Below are 17167 nucleotides of genomic sequence, written 5' to 3' on the forward strand. Positions count from 1 at the left end.
TCAGGCTCCGATCTTGTGGCGGGTGCGGGCGAGCAGGATCACGGGCACGAGCCCGGCCAGCACGATCGCGAGCGCGGCGACCGCGCCTTCCTCGTAGGTGCCGCGCGCGGCTTCCGCATACAGCCAGGTCGCGAGCGTGTCGAAGTTCAGCGGACGCAGCAGCAGCGTCGCCGGCAATTCCTTCATCGCGTCGACGAACACCAGCAGCGCGCTCGTCGTGAGCGCGGGCCGCAGCAGCGGCAGGTGCACGCGGCGCAGCGTGCCGCCGGCCGTCTCGCCGAGCGAGCGCGCCGCCTGTTCCAGCGACGGCGGGATGCGCGCGAGGCCGGCCTCGATGCTGCCGGCCGGGATCGCGAGAAAGCGCACGGTATAGGCGATCACGAGCGCGGCGGTCGAACCCATCAGCAGCAGCCCGTCGCGGCCGAGCGCCGCGCCGAACAGCCGGTCGGCCGCCGCGAACGGGATCAGCAGGCCGATCGCGAGCACGGTGCCGGGCACCGCATAGCCGAGGCTCGCGATTCTCGCGCACACGCGGGCCGGGCCCGCGCCGGCGCTGTCGCGTTGCGCGCGCGCCGCCCATGCGACGACGAGCCCGCACACGAGCGTCGCGAGGGTGGCGGCGGTGGCGATCGTCAGTGTGTTCGCGAGCCCGGTCATCAGTTGTGCGGATATGCCGCCGACCAGATGCAGCCGCTTGGCCGTCTCGACCGCGAGGTAAGCGGCCGGTGCGCCGAAGCCGAGCAGCACGGGCAGCCAGCCGAGCACCGCGGCGCCCAAGGCAGCCGTGCCCGTCAGGCGGCGCGGCGCGATCGGCCGCATGCGCCGGCCATGTGCATAGCGCTGGCGGCGGCGCCCGTAGCGTTCGAGCGCGATCATGCCGACGACGATCGCGAGCATCGCGAGTGCGATCTGCGCGGCGCCGGCGAGGTCGGAGCGCGTGATCCACGTCGTGTAGACGGACACGGTCAGCGTCTGCACACCGAGGAATTCCGACGCGCCGATATCGTTCAGCGTTTCGAGCAGCGCGAGGCTCACGCCCACCGCGATCGCCGGCCGCGCGAGCGGCACGACGACGCGCCAGAACGTGGCGATGCGTCCCGCGCCGAGCGTGCGCGCGGCTTCGAGCAGGCTCGCGGACTGCGTGACGAACATCGCGCGCGTGCTCAGGTAAACATAGGGATACAGCACGAAGCCGAGCACGAAGATCGCGCCGGGCAGCGAACGCAGGTCGGGCAGGCGGAACTGGCGCGGGCTGTCGAAGCCGAGCAGCCAGCGGACCGCGCCCTGTACCGGGCCGATCGGGTGCAGCAGGTCGAGATAGGCGAACGCGACGATGTAGGTGGGAACCGCGAGCGGCAGCAGCAGCGCCCACGTCAGCATCCGGCGGCCGGGAAAGTCGTACGCGGTGACGAGCCACGCGCAGCCCGTGCCGACGATCGACACGATCGCGCCGACGCCCGCGAGCAGCAGCAGCGTATTGACGAGTGCCTGCGGCAGCACGAATTCGGCGAGATGGTGCCAGTGCGCGAGATCGGCGTCGAACGCGGCGGCCACGAGCACCGCAAGCGGCGCCGCGACCGCCGCGGCGATCGCCAGCGCCGCGAGCAGCCACAGGCTGCCCGCGCGCGGCAACACGCGCGGCCGGCGGGGCGGGCGGCGCGCGGCGCCGGCGGTTGTTGCGTCAGTTGTCAAAACCGACCTTGTCGACCAACTGGCTCGCCTGCTTGCGATGCTTCGCGATGTCCGCCAGCGGCAGCGGGTCGATCTTCAGCGTGCCGAAGCTGGCGATCACCGGGTCGAGCTTCACGTTCGCGCGCACCGGGTATTCGTAGTTCGCCTGCGCGTACAGCGCCTGCGCTTCCGGCGACACGAGGTACTCGAGCAGTTTCACCGCGTTGGCCTTGTGCGGCGCGTGCTTCGCGACCGTCGCGCCGCTGATGTTCACGTGCGTGCCGCCGCTCTTCGCGTTCGCGAACGTCGGCCGCACGACCTTGATCGCGTCGCCCCACTTGCGCGCGTCGCTGCCGGGCTCCGCGTTCTTCATGTGACCGACGTAGTAAGCGTTCGCGAGGCCGACGTCGCAGATGCCGCCGAGGATGTCGCGCGCGACGTCGCGGTCGCCGCCCGTTGCCTTGCGCGCGAGGTTCGCCTTCACGCCGCGCAGCCACTTCTCGGTCGCCGCTTCGCCATCGTGCGCGATCATCGCCGCGACGAGCGCCGTGTTGTACGGGTGCTGGCCCGAGCGGATGCAGACCTTGCCCTTCCATTTCGGATCGGCGAGATCCTCGTAGCGGAACGCGTCGACCTTCAGGTCCTTCTCGACGTACAGCACGCGATCGCGCAGCGACAGCGCGTACCAGTCGCCGTTCGCGCCGCGCAGGTTCGCGGGAATCGCGTCGTCGAGCGCCTTCGAGCGCACCGGCTGCGTGAGCCCGCCGTCGACGAGATCGAGCAGGTTGCCGACGTCGACCGTCATCAGCACGTCGGCCGGCGACTGCGCGCCTTCCGCCTTCACCCGCTCGAGCAGGCCGTCCTTCACGAACACGGTATTGACCTTGACGCCGCTCTGCTTCGTGAATGCGTCGATGAGCGGCTGGATCAGCTTAGGTTCGCGAGTGGTGTACAGGCTCACTTCCTCGGCCGCTTGGGCCGGCGGCGCGAATGCGGCGGCGGCAAGGGCGAGGGCGCCGGCAAGCGGCAGCAGGCGGGTGCGCGGATTCGACATGAAGACTCCGGAAGGGGCAGGTGGAAGATGGGGGCGTTCCGGAGCGCGCCTGCCGCCCGAGCGATCCGAAACATTACAAAATGAAAGACTCGAGATTCTAGATCGAAATGGGAACGATTATCAAATGAAAGCTTGCGATGGGCGCGGGGAGGACGGGGAAGGGGGACCGGAAACGGCGCGTCGCAGCGGGCGCGCAAGCGCGTAGAATGCCCGCTTCGATGAATTTGACGGAGTCGCCCCGACCATGAACGATCAGCGCAAGAAGAATCCTGTCCGCAACGTGAGCATCCTGATCGTCGTGGCCGTGCTGCTCGTGATCGGGACGATCCTGTACAACGCGATTTCGCAGAAGCACGCGTACGACGAGGCCCATCCGGCCGAGGCCGCGAGCGCGGCGTCGCACTGACGTGCCGATGCGCGGCCCGGCGGGCCGCGCCCGCAGGTGCATGCGAAGGGGAGGCATCCCCGGCTGCTGGCGCGCTGGATGCCGCGCGGAGCCGGGCGAGAAGCGGGCGCCGGAACCGGCGCGTCGCGTAGGCAGGTCAGTCGTGCGTCAACGTGACGCAGGGGCGAACTTCGGGCGGATTCGTGCGTAGAACACGACCGCGAGCAGCGCGAGCCAGGCCGCGCCGACGACCAGCGCGACGCGCGTGTCCTCGAACCAGCCGAGCATCACGATCACGAAGCCCATGAACGCGATCGTCAGTGCCGGCGCGACCGGCCACAACGGCACCTTGAACTTCAGCGCCGCGACTTCGGCGCTCGACAGCCGGCGGCGCATCGCGACCTGCGACAGCAGGATCATCAGCCACACCCACACGGTGGCGAACGTCGCGATCGCCGCGACCATCAGGAACACGTCCTTCGGCATCAGGTAGTTGAGCAGCACGCCGACGAGCAGCGCGACCGCCATCACGAGCACCGTGACCCACGGCACACCGTGCCGCGACGTCGTCATCAGCACGGCCGGCGCCTGGCCCTGGCGCGCCATCCCGAACATCATCCGGCCCGCGCCGAAGATGTCGCTGTTGATCGCGGAGATCGCCGCGCTGATCACGACGAGATTCAGGATCGTCGCGGCCGACTTCACGCCGAGCGCCGAGAAGATCTGCACGAACGGGCTGCCGTCGTTGCCGACACCCGTCCACGGGCTGATCGACATCAGCACGACCATCGTCAGCACGTAGAACAGCAGGATGCGCGCGGGCACCGCGTTGATCGCGCGCGGAATCACGCGCTCCGGGTCCTTCGCCTCGCCTGCGCTCATGCCGATCACCTCGATCCCGCCGTACGCGAAGATCACGACCGACAGCGACGCGATCAGCCCGCCGACGCCGTTCGGCAGGAAGCCGCCGTGGTTCCACAGGTTCGCGAACGTCGGCACGTCGGCCGAGTGGCCGAAGTGCATGCCGGTCAGCAGGATCGCGACGCCGCCGCCGATCATCGCAATGATCGCGCCGACCTTGATGATCGACAGCCAGAACTCGAGCTCGCCGAACACCTTCACGTGGCACAGGTTCAGCCCGCAGATGATCGCGACCACGCCGAGCACCCAGATCCATTGCGGGACATCCGGAAACCAGAAGCCCATGTAGATGCCGAACGCGGTGATGTCGGCGATCGCGACGATCACCATTTCGAGCGTGTAGGTCCAGCCGGTGACGAATCCGGCGAACGGGCCGAGGTTCTCGGTCGCGTAGTGGCCGAACGAGCCGGCGACGGGTTCGCGCACGGCCATCTCGCCGAGCGCGCGCATCACCATGTAGACGGCCGCGCCGCCCAGGATGTACGCCAGGATCACGGGCGGGCCCGCGAGCTGGATCGCGGACGCCGACCCGTAGAACAGGCCCGTGCCGATCGCCGAACCCAGCGCGAGAAAGCGGATGTGCCGCGCGCTCAGGTGGCGCTGCAAGTTTTTCATCGTGTCTCCGATATCGTTATGCGACGGACCGGGCGAGCGGAGCCGGTCCGATTGGCTCAAGTTGTCTATACAACTTAAATGTGAACGAATGATAACAAGCCGGGCCGGGTGACCGGAATCGGGTATTCCCTGACTGGCGCGACGGGCGCAATGGGGGGCTGGGCGGTCGCGCCTCGAGGGCGCGGGCCGCGTGGAACGGACGGGTCATGCTTCGGGGATCGCTGAATCGGGGAGCGCCGGGGCCGATCCGCGGCATGCGCGGGCCGGCCACCGGCGGGGTAAAGCCTGGTCAGGCGGGCAGGCGGATCACGCTCGCATCCTTGCGGATCAGCAGCGACGACGCCAGCATCTGTTTGCACTGGTGCGCGAGCACCTTCAGGTCGTGCGTGAGCTCGGCTCCCACCGCATCGGATTTCTCCGCGGACACGACCATCGCGTCGAGGTCGCGCGTGATCTGCTTCGACGTGTCGAGCTGGTCGGCGGGCGGCGGCTCGCCCGCCTCGGCCTTCTCGAGATTGTCGAGCACCGCGGCGAGGCCGCGATGCAGCGCGTCGTCGTGGAGGAGGCTGCCGTCGGCCGCGCAGGCCGTGCGGATCAGCGGCGCGGCGGCCGTGATCTGCGCGCCGAGCACGTGCGTCTGCACGAGCAGGTCGTTCAGTTCGGGCACGAAGCGCTGGTGCGCCTTCGGCTCGATCATCATCCGCTGGAACGCCTGCCCGAGATTCGCGAACGCGATGTGCACGTCCTTGCGCGCGAGGCGGTAGCGGTAGTCGTCGTCGAGGGCCGTGGCCGGCGTCTCGATGGCCGCGGCGACCACCGGCACGACGGCCGCGCCGTCGGCGGCCGGCACCGGCGGCGGCGACATGCCGCGCCCCGCGCGCCACACGGCCTCGAAATACTTGCGGGTGGCGGTGAGCATGTCGGCGACCTGCTTGCCCATCAGCCGGTATTCCCAGTACGGGAACAGCCGGCTCGCGGCGATCGCGATCATGCAGCCGACCACCGTGTCGATTGCGCGCTCGCCGATGATCCGCATGCTGCCCGGCGCGAGCAGGTGGAACATCAGCAGCACGTACGACGACGTGAACACGACGCTCGCCGCGTAGTTGAACAGCAGCAGGCTGTAGCTCATCACCATCGACCCGAACATGATCGCGATCAGCAGGTGCGTATCCTTGACCGTGTAGATCAGCGCGACGCTCGCCGCGCAGCCGATCAGCGTACCGACGATACGCGCCGTGTTGCGCTGCTTGGTCAGCGAGTAGCCGGGCTTCAGGATGATGATGGTGGTCATCACGATCCAGTACGCGTTCGTGAGCGGCAGCAGCCGGCCGATCCAGAAGCCGACCGCCACGGCGATCGTCACGCGCAGCGCATGGCGAAAGCTCGGCGAGCGCATGTTCAGGTTCGAGAAGATCAGCAGCGGCGACATGCGGCGGCGCTGCAGGAAGCGCGTGAGCGCCTTGTCGATCTTCAGTTCGGTTTGCTGCGGATCGGCGCGGCCCGACAGGTTGCGGCGCATCCGGTCGATCAGGCGCGTCGCGCTCCAGATGCGCCGGAATGTGGCCAGCACGGCCGCATACGCTTCCGCGTTGGTGGCCGGGAAGTTCTTCTTGCGCATCAGCTCGATCTCGTACTCGATCGCGCGCAGCTCGGCCTTCACGCTGATGTGCGAATGCGGCGCGCGGTTTTCGAGCACCGAGAGGCCGACCTCCTCGAGATCGGCGGCGGCCTTGCGGATCAGGTCGCGATAGAAAATGATCAGGTCCGAGCCGCCGAACGTATTGCGCACCAGCGGGTAGTCGGTGTGCGCGCCGACGAACAGCTCGTGCAGGTCGACGCTGTTGATGAACAGGTTGTACATCGTCGTGCGGGCGGGGTCGAGCTTGCCGCGCCGCAGCTTCGGCAGGTTGCGCAGCACGATGTCGCGCGCGGTTTCCTGCGTTTCGACCGCCGTGATCTGCTTCGCGACGAGATTGCGGTAGCACTCGTCGAGGTCGGCATCGAGATCGTAGAACTGCGCGCGCGCGAGCAGGTAGTCGGCGCACGCGAACAGGCTCTCGGCCAGCGCCTGCTGCTCGATCCGGCGCGCCTGCCATTGCGACACGAGCGTGGCCCAGTACGTGTACCAGAGGCCGCCCGCGAGAATCCAGCCGGCGTTGATGAACGCCTGCAGCGGCGTGAACTTCTCCTCGAGCGTCATCACCATCATGAACAGCGTCGCGAAGCTGATCTGCGGCCAGCGGTTGCCGTAGACGACGATCAGCGACAGCACGAAGGTGAGCGGCACGATGGTGAGCCACAGCACGAAGATGTTCGGTGTCGCGAGGCCGGTGGCGAGCGCGGCCAGAAAACCGATCACGCTGCAAGCGAGCATTTCGTTGTGCTTGTACTTGAGCGGGCCCGGCATGTCGACGACGCAGGCGCCGAGCGCGCCCGTCGAGATCGTGAAGCCGAGCTCCCGGTTGTGAAACACGATCAGGCACAGCACGGCCGGCAGCGAGACGCCGACCGCGATCCGCAGGCCGCCGAAAAAGTACTGGCTGTAGAAAAACTTTCTGATTTCGACCGAATAGCGCATCGATGGGCTGAATAGCAGACGAAGACGCCCGGGGGCGGCATCTTGACTGGCGACGAGTCTATCGTATTTCGCGGTCCGTAAAACCTGGCTTTCCGGACGAGGTTCGCGACGGCGGCCCATTTGCTATCCTTGGTGATCCTGTTCGCCCGGCCCGGCCGGCGCGAGGTTCCGACGCCTGCCTCATGCTCCATCTCTTCTATTCGAACCGTCACGAAACGCTGGCCGATGCGCTGCTCGAGGATCTGGCCGCGTTCCCGGCCCGCAATGGCCCGTGGGCGCCGCAACAGGTCATCGTGCCGAGCGCGGCGCTGCGCCGCCGTCTCGAGCTCGACATCGCCGCGCGCAACGGCGTGTGCGCGAACGTCGAGTTCACGTATCTCGCCCAATGGCTGTGGGCGCAGATCGGCCGCGTGCTGACGGTCCCAGCGCGTTCGCCGTTCGCACCCGATCGCCTCGTGTGGCGCTGCTACCGGCTGTTTGCACAGGCGAACGACGGTGCGCCGTGGCTCGCGTCGCCGCGGCTGGCCGCGTATCTGTCCGCGTCGGACGATGCGATGCGCTACGAGCTGGCGCACCGCGTCGCGGCCGTGCTCGATCATTACCTGACTTATCGTCCCGAATGGCTGGCCGCATGGCAGGCCGGCGAGTCCGTGCTCGCGGGCGACGGCGCGCCGCGCGGGATCAGCGACGCCGCGCGCGACGACGAACGCTGGCAGGCCGCGCTGTGGCGCGCGCTGCTCGCCGAGCTGAGCGACAGCGGCACGCCGCCGGCGCACCGTTTCCTCGTCGAGGCGCGCCATCTCGATCCCGACGCCATCGCGCGCGCGGACTGGCCGGAATCGGTCAGCGTGTTCGCGCTGCCGACGATGCCGCCGCTGCACGTCGCGTTGCTGCGCGAGCTGTCGCGCTGGATCGACGTGCGCGTGTATGCGCTGAACCCGTGCCGCGAGTTCTGGTTCGACATCGTGACCGCCGCGCATGCCGAGGCGCTCGATGCGGCCGGGCGGCTCGACTACCAGGAAGTCGGCCATCCGCTGCTCGCCGAATGGGGCCGGCAGACCCAGGCGCAGCTGCACATGCTGCACGAGCTGACTGAAAGCGCCGCGTCGGGCGACGCGTCGCGTTTCGTCGAGAATCCCGCGCCGACGTGGCTCGCGCGCGTGCAGAACGCGATCCTCGAACTGCAGCCGGAGGCCGAAATCGGCGATACGCCGGCCGAGCGCGGGATCGAGGTGCACGTGTGCCACAGCCTCGCGCGCCAGCTCGAGGTGCTGCACGACCGGCTGCTCGCGTGGTTCGACGCCGACGCGAGCCTGCAACCGTCCGACGTGCTCGTCGCGGTGGCCGATCTCGCTGCGGCCGGGCCGCTGATCGACGCCGTGTTCGGCACGGCCGGCGCCGGCGGCTCGCGTGTGCCTTACCGGATCACCGGCCTGCCGCCATCGCAGGCGAACCCGGTCGCGCGCGTGCTGCTCGACTGGCTCGCGTTGCCGGAGCGGCAGGTCGGCGCGCCCGAACTGGTCGAATGGCTGCGCGTCGATGCGGTGGCGGCGCGCTACGGTATCGATGCGGCGGCGCTGGAGACGGTGCAGACCTGGCTCGCGGCCGCCGGCGCGCGGCGCGGGCTGTCGCCGCTCGCGAGCGACGACGCGGCCGTGCCGTCGCCGCGCCATACGTTCTCCGATGCGCTCGCGCGGCTCTTTCTCGGTTATGCGATGCCGGAAGGCGCGGCGCCGGTCGGCGCGTGGCTGCCGATCGAGGCGGCCACCGGCAGCGAGGCCGAACTGCTCGGCCGGCTCGCACGCTTCACCGACGATCTCGACGGCTTCGCGCGGCGGCTGGCCGAATCGCATACGCCGCAAGGCTGGAGCGAGCTGTTCGCCGATACGCTCGCGCGGTTCTTCGATTCGGGCGCCGCGTATGCGGACGCGCTTGCGGGCGTGCGCGATGCGCTCGACGCGATGCTGGCCGCGATGACGGAGGGCGCGCCCGACGAGGCGTTGCCGGCGGCCGTCGTCCGGGCGGGGCTGGCCGCCGCGCTCGACGATCCGGCGCGCGGCGGCGTGCCGTGGGGCGGCGTCACGTTCTCGTCGCTGACGAGCCTGCGCGGCCTGCCTTATCGCGTCGTCTGCCTGCTCGGGATGGACGATGGCGTGCTGCCGAGCCTCGCGCGTGCCGACGAATTCGATCTGATGGCCGTGTTGCCGAAGCTCGGCGACCGGCAGCGCCGCGACGACGAGCGCAACCTGTTTCTCGACCTGCTGCTCGCCGCGCGCGACCGGCTGATGATCGCGTACACCGGCCGCAGCATTCGCGACAACGCGCCGTTGCCGCCCGCGGCACTCGTTGACGAACTGCTCGACCATCTCGCGCTCGTCACGGCCGGGCCCGACGCGGCACCGGACGCGGTCGATGCCGCGCGGCGTGCATTCGTCGTCGAGCATCCGCTGCAACCGTTCGCGGCCGCCTATTTCCAGCCCGGCAGCGAACTCGTTTCCTTCGACGCCGAGCGTGCGACGCTCGCGACGTTGCTGGCCGCCGAGGCGTCGCGCGACGGGCCGCGCGAGCTGCCGTTCTTCGCGCAGCCGCTGCCGGCCGAACCGGTCGAGCCTGTCGCATTCAGCGAATTCGAACGCTTCTGGCGGCATCCCGCACGTGCGCTGCTGCGCGCGCGGCTCGGCATCGTGCTTGCCGACGCGCAGGCCGAACTGCTCGACACCGAGCCGTTCGCACTCGACTTTGCCGGTAGCGATGCGCTCGCCGAGCGCGTGCTGCCGCTGCTGATCGAGTCGGACGAGGGCGGCGTGCTCGATCACGCGCTGCGCATTGCGGACGCGAGCCCCGAACTGCCGGGCGGTGCGACAGGTGCCGTGTGGCGCGACCAAGCGCTCGGTTCGATGACGCAGCTTGCGTCGAACGTGCGCCGCGCGCTGGCCGACGGGATGGAGCGGCGGCCGTTCACGCTCACCATCGTGCCGGCCTGGCCGGACACCGAACAGGCGCTGTTCGGCACCGACGACGCGCTGCTGTCGGGCGACGCACTGAGCGCGCCGTTCGACCTGCACGGCACGCTGAACCGGCTCACGCCGGCCGGGCAGATCATCTATCGCTATGCACGGCCGAGTGCGCGTGACTACCTGTCCGCGTGGCTCGCGCATCTCGTCTACTGCGCGGTGGACCCTGACGGCACGCGCCGCACGCTGTGGTTCGGCAGCGGCGGTGCGTTCGAGCTGACGCCCGTCGCGGCGCCGCTCGAGCAGCTCGCGCCGCTGGCCGCGCTGTTTCGCGCGGGGCGGCGCATGCCGCTGCGCTTTTTCCCGCGCAGCGCGTGGGCGAGGGTGTCCGACGGCGAGGCGAAGGCCGCGAGCGTCTGGATCAACGAGCGGGTCGTGAGCGAAGCCGACGATCCGGCCATCGCGATCGCGTGGCGCGGCGCGCATGCATCGCTCGACGAGCCGTTCGGCACGCTCGCGCGGCTCGTGTTCGATCCGCTCGTCGCGCATCTGAAGGAGGTCGCATGAGCGCCGTGTCACAGCCGCAGCAGGCGCTCGAACTCGACGTGTTCGCGTGCCCGCTCGACGGTGTCAACCAGATCGAGGCGTCGGCCGGTACCGGCAAGACCTGGAACATCTGCGCGCTGTATGTGCGCCTGCTGCTGGAGAAGGATCTCGGTGCGGATGAAATCCTCGTCGTGACCTTCACGAAAGCGGCGACCGCCGAGCTGCACGAGCGGATTCGCGGTCGCCTCGCGCAGCTTGCGCATGCGCTCGACACCGGTGACGACGGCGGCGATCCGTTCATCGAGCGTCTACTCGAAACCACACTCGGCGAAGACGGCGCGCTCGATCCCGAAACGGCCGCGAAGCGGATCCGGCGTGCGCTGCGCGCGTTCGACCAGGCCGCGATCCATACGATTCACGCGTTCTGCCAGCGCGCGCTGCAGGAAGCGCCGTTCGCGGCGGCGATGCCGTTCGCGTTTGACATGGAGGCCGACGACGCGTCGCTACGCTTCGAGCTCGCAGCGGATTTCTGGCGCACGCGCGTCGAGCCGGCGGCCGCGCGCTGGCCGGGCTTCGCGACCTGGCTCGTCGAATCGGGCGCCGGCCCGGCCGCGCTCGATGCGCAGCTCGCGCGCCGGCTGAAGAAGCCGCTCGCCGCGCTGCGCTGGGACGGCGTGACCGAGCCGGACGAATCGGCCGAGGCGGCGGCTGCCGAATGCTTCGCCGAGGCCGAACGGATGTGGGCGGCCGAGCGCGAAGCGATCGATGCGTTGCTGCGCACCGCGCAGCCCGCGCTCAACCAGCGCTCGCACAAACCCGAAGCGGTTGCCGATGCGCTGGCCGCATGGGCCGCGCATTTCGCGCAGGGCGACGCGACGGCTGCGCTGCCGAAGGCCGCGCTGAAGCTCACGCGCACCGCGCTCGTGAAGGCCACGAAAAAAGGCGGCGCGACGCCCGAACACGCGTTCTTCGACGTGGCCGACGCGCTCGAAGCGGCTGTGGCGGCGGCCGAGGCCGCGCAGCGCGCGCGCTGGCTCGCGCTGATCGCCGAATGGCTCGACATGGCGCCGGGCGAGCTGGCCGAGCGCAAGCGCACGCGGCGCGTCGTCTCGTTCGACGATCTGCTCGCGAACCTGTACCACGCGCTGCATGCGCATCCGTGGCTCGCCGAGACGCTGCGCGCGCGCTATCCGGCCGCGCTGATCGACGAGTTCCAGGATACCGACCCGCTGCAGTTCGCGATCTTCGACCGGATCTTCGCGCCGGGCGGCCCGCTGTTTCTGGTCGGCGATCCGAAGCAGGCGATCTACAGCTTCCGCGCGGCCGATCTGCATACCTATCTTGCCGCGCGCGCACGGGCGAGCGCGTGCTACACGCTCGCGGTCAACCAGCGGTCGACGCCCGCGATCGTCGATGCGTGCAACCGCTTCTTCATGTCGAATCCGCGCGCGTTCGTGCTCGAAGGGCTCGACTACTACGCGGTGCGTGCCGGCACGCGCGTGCGCGCGCCGTTCGTCGACGCAACCGATCCGGGCCCGGCAGGCGACTTCCGGGTATGGGCGTTGCCCGGTGGCGAAGGCACGTTGCTCAAGCGTGATGCGCAGGCACAGGCCGCGCAGGCCTGTGCCGCCGAGATCGCGCGGCTGATGCGCGGCGCGCGCGAAGGGCGCGTGCGGCTCGGCGAGACACCGCTGTCGCCGGGCCACATTGCGGTGCTCGTGCAGACGCACCGGCAGGGCAGTCTCGTGAAGCGCGTGCTGTCGACGTGGGGCATCGGCAGCGTCGAACTGGCGCAGGCTTCGGTGTTCTCGACCCATGACGCCGAGCAGCTCGAACGCGTGCTGGCGGCGATCGATGCACCGGGCGACCTGCGGCGCTTGCGCGCGGCGCTCGCATCCGACTGGTTCGGCCTCGATGCCGGTGCGCTGTGGCGGATGGAGCAGGGCGACGGCGATGCGCAACGGGAAGCATCGGCGGCGGACAGCGCCGACGCGATGAGCTGGGTCGAGCGCTTCTCGCGGTATCGGCTGTTGTGGCGCGAACGCGGCTTCGCGGTGATGTGGCGCACGTTCACGCGGGAGCTGCGGATTGCCGAGCGGCTGATGGCCGGCGCGGACGGCGAGCGCCGCGTGACCGACATCAACCATCTGGCCGAACTGACGCAGGCACGCGCGTCCGCGCAGCCGGGCATCGCGCCGACGCTGCGCTGGCTCGCCGCACAACGGCTCGACGGCGGCGGCGAGGAAGCCCAGCTGCGGCTCGAATCCGATCGCAACCTCGTGCAGATCGTCACCGTGCACAAGTCGAAAGGCCTCGAATACGCGATCGTGTTCTGTCCGTTCCTGAACGACGGCGGGTTGCGCGAGCCGCCCGCGTCCGCGTTGCCCGATGCGCGCGAGTATCACGACGATGCGGGCGACGCGGTGCTGCATTACGGGTGCGACGACGAGGCAGCCGAGCATGCGGCGCGGCAGGCGCTGCGCGAGCAGGCGGCGGAACGCGCGCGGCTCGTCTACGTGGCGCTCACGCGCGCGGTCTATCGCTGCTATGTCGTCGCCGGGTCATACCTGTCGTCGCGCTCGACGCGAGAATCACGGCGTAGCGTGCTCAACTGGCTCGTCGCGGGCGCCGGCCAGTCGTTCGATGCATGGCTCGACGAGCCGCCCGACGAAGCCGCGCTCGATGCGGCGTGGCAGGCGCTCGCGGGTGGCCCCGTAAGCGTCGCGCCGTTGCCGTCGCCCGTGTGCCCCGAGCGTTTGGCGGCCGGGCACGACGCGTCGCAGACGCTCGCGGCGCGCCAGGCGACGCGCGTGCTGCGCGATGCGTGGCGGATGGCCAGCTTCAGTTCGCTGACCGCGTCGATGGCGCGCGAGGAGGCGGGTGTCGCGGCCGTGCCCGACGACGAGCTGCGGCCCGATCACGATGCGCTTGCCGCGGTGGCGCCGGATGGCGAGTGGCTATTGGCGGATACGGTCGCGCCCGAGCCGCCGGACGACGATATCCTCGTGTTCCCGCGCGGCGCGGCGGCCGGCGAGTGCCTGCACCGCCTGTTCGAACTCAGCCGCTTCACCGAGCCCGAGTCGTGGCCCAGGGCCGCGCTCGGCGCGCTGCACGACCGGCCGGTCGAGGCCGTGCCCGAGCTGGCCGCGCGCCTGCCGGCCATGATGGTGCAGCTGGTCGACGATGTCGTGCGCACCGAGCTCGTGCCGGGCATGCGGCTCGCCGATCTCGATCCCGCGAAGCGGCTCGACGAAATGGGTTTCCTGTTCCCGGCGCCCGCGCTCGACCTGATGGCGCTGCGCCGCCTGCTGGTCGCGCACGGCTACCCGGACGTTGCACTGGAGGCGGGCATGCTCGCCGGTTTCATCAAGGGTTTCATCGACATGATCGTCGAACACGACGGCCGCTTCTGGATCGTCGACTGGAAGTCGAACCATCTCGGCACGACGCCGGACGCCTATGGCCCGCGCGCGCTCGACGTCGCGATGGCCGATCACGCGTATCACCTGCAGGCGCTGCTCTATACGGTCGCACTGCACCGCTACCTGCGCGGGCGGCTGCCCGACTATGACTACGACACGCATGTCGCGGGCTACCTGTACCTGTTCGTGCGTGGTGTACGGCCCGGCTGGCGCAGCGACGGCAAACCGGCCGGCGTGCATGCGCGGCGGCCCGAGCGCGCGCTCGTCGACGCACTCGACCGGATGATGGATGGGGGCCGCGCATGAACGCGCAGGACGACACGCTCGAATTTACCGGCGGCCTCGTCGCGCGCCTGCCCGAACCTGCCGATTTCGGTATCGCACTCGCGGAAGGGTTTGCGCGTCGCATCGGCGACCTTTCCCGCCGTGCCGGCGCACCGGCCGTGGCCGCGCGCTGGGCCGCGCGCGCCGCTTTCGCGACGAGTCGTGCGACCGCGGGCGGCCACGTGTGCGTCGCGCTCGGCGCGCTCGCGCAGCGCTACGAAGCACCGCTCGACGAAGTCCGCTCGGCGCTTGCCGCGAGCGGCGTGGTCGCGTTCGGCACGCTCGCACGCGGCGACGAGCGGCCGCTGATCGTCGACCGCCACGACCACCTGTACCTGTCGCGCTATTTCGACTACGAACGGCGGCTTGCCGATGCGCTCGTCGCGCAGGCCGGCGTGGCCGCGCCGGACGACGGTCTCGCGCCCAACCGGTTGCGCGACAGCCTCGCGCGCTACTTCGGGCCGGCAACCGGCGAAGTCGACTGGCAGCGCGTCGCGGCGATCGTCGCGCTGACGGGCCGCGTGACGATCGTCAGCGGCGGCCCGGGCACGGGCAAGACGACGACCGTCGTCGGCGTGCTGGCCTGTCTGCTCGACGCGCATCCGGGGCTGCGCGTCGCGCTGGCCGCGCCGACCGGCAAGGCCGCGCAGCGGATGCAGGAAGCGCTGCACGCACGGGCCGGCGACCTGCCGCCCGAACTCGCGGCGCGCCTGCCGGAGACGTCGTTCACGCTGCACCGGCTGCTGGGCGGCGGCGGGGCGGCCGGCTTCCGGCATCATCGCGACAATCCGCTGCCGTACGACCTGATCGTCGTCGACGAGGCGTCGATGATCGACGTCGCGCTCGCCGCGCATCTGCTCGATGCGCTCGCGCCGGGTGCGCGGCTCGTGCTGCTCGGTGACAAGGACCAACTGGCCGCGGTCGAGGCGGGCGCCGTGTTCGCAGAGTTGAGCGCGCGGCCGGCGTTTACCGCCGCGGCGCGCACGCGCATCGCGCAGGCGCTAGGCATCGACGAGGCGGCATTCGTTGCGGCGCTGCCAGTGCAGGACGAAGCCGCGACCGCAGCGATTCCGGCTGCTGATCCGGTTTCCGCCGCAGCCCGGGCGCCGGCGCCTGCCGCGGCCGCTACGCGCAAACCGGCGTCGCGACGGAAAGTCGATGAGCGACAGGCATCGCTCTTCGACGACGAACCGCAGGATCACGAAGTTTCGACGACCAGCGTCGCGCCGCCGCCGGCCGCAGGTCCGGTGCTTACCGAAACCGGTGAGCCTGGTGAGGCTGGCGCGACAGGCGACGCCCCTGCGTGGATCGAGGTTGACGAACTTGCGTGGCTCGACGCCGTCGAGCTGCCGCCGTTCGACGCGGGAGACGCGGCGCTTGCGTCGATCACTTCGATATTGCCGGACGAAACGGCCGCCGCGCCAGCCACGCCCGCACCCGCACCGCTCGCCGACTGCGTGGTCTGGCTCGAACGCAATTACCGCTTCGGTCTCGATTCGCCGATCGGGCGGCTGTCGCTCGCGATCCGCAGCGGCGACGTGCAGGCCGCGCTCGACGCGCTGCCCGCCGACGATTCGGCTGCCGCATCATTCCACGACGATGCGGGCGAGTCGCTCGCGTCGACGACGGTCGAGCGGCTCGCGCGGCGCTTCGGTGCTTACCTCGACGCGTTGCGCGACACGCTGGCCGCGTCGGTGCCCGATCCGCTGCCGCTGTTCGACGCGCTCAACCGGTTCCGGATCCTGTGCGCAACCCGCAGCGGCTTGCGCGGCGCGGAGCACGTCAATGCGCTCGTGGCCGCGCACGTGCGCCACGCGGCGCGGGTGCCGCTGGCGGTCGGCGCGCACTGGTTCACGGGGCGGCCGATCATGGTGACGCGCAACGACTATGCGCTCGGGCTGTTCAACGGCGATATCGGCATTGCGCTGCCCGACGCGCACGGCGTGCTGCGCGTGTGGTTCAGGCGTGCGGACGGCACAGCGCGCGCAGTCTCGCCGGCCGCGCTGCCGCCGCACGAAACCGCGTTCGCGCTGACGGTCCACAAATCGCAGGGCTCGGAATTCGACGAAGCCGCGCTCGTGCTGCCGGCGTCGTTCGGCCGCGTGCTCACGCGTGAACTCGTCTATACGGCCGTCACGCGTGCCCGCACACGTGTGCAGGTGATCGGGCCGCGGCGCGTGCTGGCGCAGGCGGTCGCGACGCGTACGCAGCGCGATTCGGGGCTCGCGGCACGCGTCGACGAGGCGCTGGCACGGCGCCGCGGGGAGGCTTCGCGATGATGATCCGCTATACGCTCGATCCGGCCGAAGTCGAATGGACGGCCGTGCGCGCGCAGGGCGCGGGCGGCCAGAACGTGAACAAGGTATCGAGCGCGATCCACCTGCGCTTCGATATCCGCGCGTCGTCGTTGCCGCCCGTCATCAAGGAGCGGCTCCTCGCCCTGTCCGACCAGCGCATCACGCGCGACGGCATCGTCGTGATCAAGTCGCAGGAATATCGCACCCAGGAAAAGAACCGCGAAGCCGCGCTGGCGCGACTCGATGCGTTGATCAGCGGCGTGGCATTCACGCCGCGTGCGCGGGTCGCCACGCGGCCGACGCGTGCGTCGAAGGAGCGGCGGCTCGAGCACAAGTCGCGCCGCAGCATGGTGAAGTCGGGGAGAGGGAAGGTGATCGACTGACGAATCGATGAGGG

At 70.1% G+C, this 17167-nt stretch carries 9 protein-coding genes; 5 read left to right on the top strand and 4 right to left on the bottom strand.

From position 1 onward, the window contains the following. A complete protein-coding gene (locus tag CFB82_RS06570; protein ID WP_089483664.1) occupies nucleotides 1–1692 on the bottom strand; it encodes an ABC transporter permease in 1692 nt (563 codons plus the stop codon). Beyond that, entirely contained in the window at nucleotides 1682–2725 is a 1044-nt protein-coding gene (locus tag CFB82_RS06575) for a Fe(3+) ABC transporter substrate-binding protein (protein ID WP_089483665.1), read from the bottom strand. Before CFB82_RS06575 ends, CFB82_RS06570 begins: the two co-directional genes overlap by 11 nt. A gap of 244 nt (nucleotides 2726–2969) precedes the next feature. Between CFB82_RS06575 and CFB82_RS06580 the strand changes: the two genes are divergently transcribed. Next, nucleotides 2970–3131: a hypothetical protein gene (locus tag CFB82_RS06580; RefSeq protein ID WP_006476417.1), complete on the top strand. Its 162-nt coding sequence runs from the start codon at nucleotides 2970–2972 to the stop codon at nucleotides 3129–3131. A gap of 147 nt (nucleotides 3132–3278) precedes the next feature. On the opposite strand, the gene CFB82_RS06585 is transcribed toward CFB82_RS06580, so the two are convergent. Both CFB82_RS06585 and CFB82_RS06590 read right to left on the bottom strand, forming a co-directional pair. Beyond that, entirely contained in the window at nucleotides 3279–4646 is a 1368-nt protein-coding gene (locus CFB82_RS06585; RefSeq protein ID WP_089483666.1) for an amino acid permease, read from the bottom strand. A 289-nt stretch (nucleotides 4647–4935) separates the two neighbouring features. After that, nucleotides 4936–7227, bottom strand: a complete 2292-nt coding sequence (locus CFB82_RS06590; RefSeq protein WP_089483667.1) for an FUSC family protein — start codon at nucleotides 7225–7227, stop codon at nucleotides 4936–4938. Between the two features lie 182 nt (nucleotides 7228–7409). Between CFB82_RS06590 and recC the strand changes: the two genes are divergently transcribed. From recC to arfB, 4 genes are read left to right on the top strand one after another with little or no spacing between them, the layout of a single operon-like run. Further along, entirely contained in the window at nucleotides 7410–10748 is a 3339-nt protein-coding gene (gene recC, locus CFB82_RS06595) for an exodeoxyribonuclease V subunit gamma (protein WP_089483668.1), read from the top strand. Next, nucleotides 10745–14455, top strand: coding sequence for an exodeoxyribonuclease V subunit beta (gene recB, locus CFB82_RS06600; RefSeq protein ID WP_089483669.1), 3711 nt, complete (start codon nucleotides 10745–10747; stop codon nucleotides 14453–14455). Before recC ends, recB begins: the two co-directional genes overlap by 4 nt. Continuing rightward, entirely contained in the window at nucleotides 14452–16752 is a 2301-nt protein-coding gene (locus CFB82_RS06605; RefSeq protein ID WP_089483670.1) for an AAA family ATPase, read from the top strand. Before recB ends, CFB82_RS06605 begins: the two co-directional genes overlap by 4 nt. Next, nucleotides 16749–17153, top strand: coding sequence for an alternative ribosome rescue aminoacyl-tRNA hydrolase ArfB (gene arfB / locus CFB82_RS06610; RefSeq protein ID WP_089483671.1), 405 nt, complete (start codon nucleotides 16749–16751; stop codon nucleotides 17151–17153). Before CFB82_RS06605 ends, arfB begins: the two co-directional genes overlap by 4 nt. The last annotated feature ends 14 nt before the right edge of the window (nucleotides 17154–17167 follow it).

This window comes from Burkholderia sp. HI2714 (assembly GCF_002223085.1).
Classification (GTDB): domain Bacteria; phylum Pseudomonadota; class Gammaproteobacteria; order Burkholderiales; family Burkholderiaceae; genus Burkholderia; species Burkholderia lata_D.

Bases quoted from the DNA above. Each gene is read 5' to 3' on its own strand.
- CFB82_RS06575 (WP_089483665.1), bottom strand. From the start codon at position 2,725: ATGTCGAATCCGCGCACCCGCCTGCTGCCGCTTGCCGGCGCCCTCGCC.
- CFB82_RS06580 (WP_006476417.1), top strand. From the start codon at position 2,970: ATGAACGATCAGCGCAAGAAGAATCCTGTCCGCAACGTGAGCATCCTG.
- CFB82_RS06585 (WP_089483666.1), bottom strand. From the start codon at position 4,646: ATGAAAAACTTGCAGCGCCACCTGAGCGCGCGGCACATCCGCTTTCTC.
- CFB82_RS06590 (WP_089483667.1), bottom strand. From the start codon at position 7,227: ATGCGCTATTCGGTCGAAATCAGAAAGTTTTTCTACAGCCAGTACTTT.
- recC (WP_089483668.1), top strand. From the start codon at position 7,410: ATGCTCCATCTCTTCTATTCGAACCGTCACGAAACGCTGGCCGATGCG.
- recB (WP_089483669.1), top strand. From the start codon at position 10,745: ATGAGCGCCGTGTCACAGCCGCAGCAGGCGCTCGAACTCGACGTGTTC.
- CFB82_RS06605 (WP_089483670.1), top strand. From the start codon at position 14,452: ATGAACGCGCAGGACGACACGCTCGAATTTACCGGCGGCCTCGTCGCG.
- arfB (WP_089483671.1), top strand. From the start codon at position 16,749: ATGATGATCCGCTATACGCTCGATCCGGCCGAAGTCGAATGGACGGCC.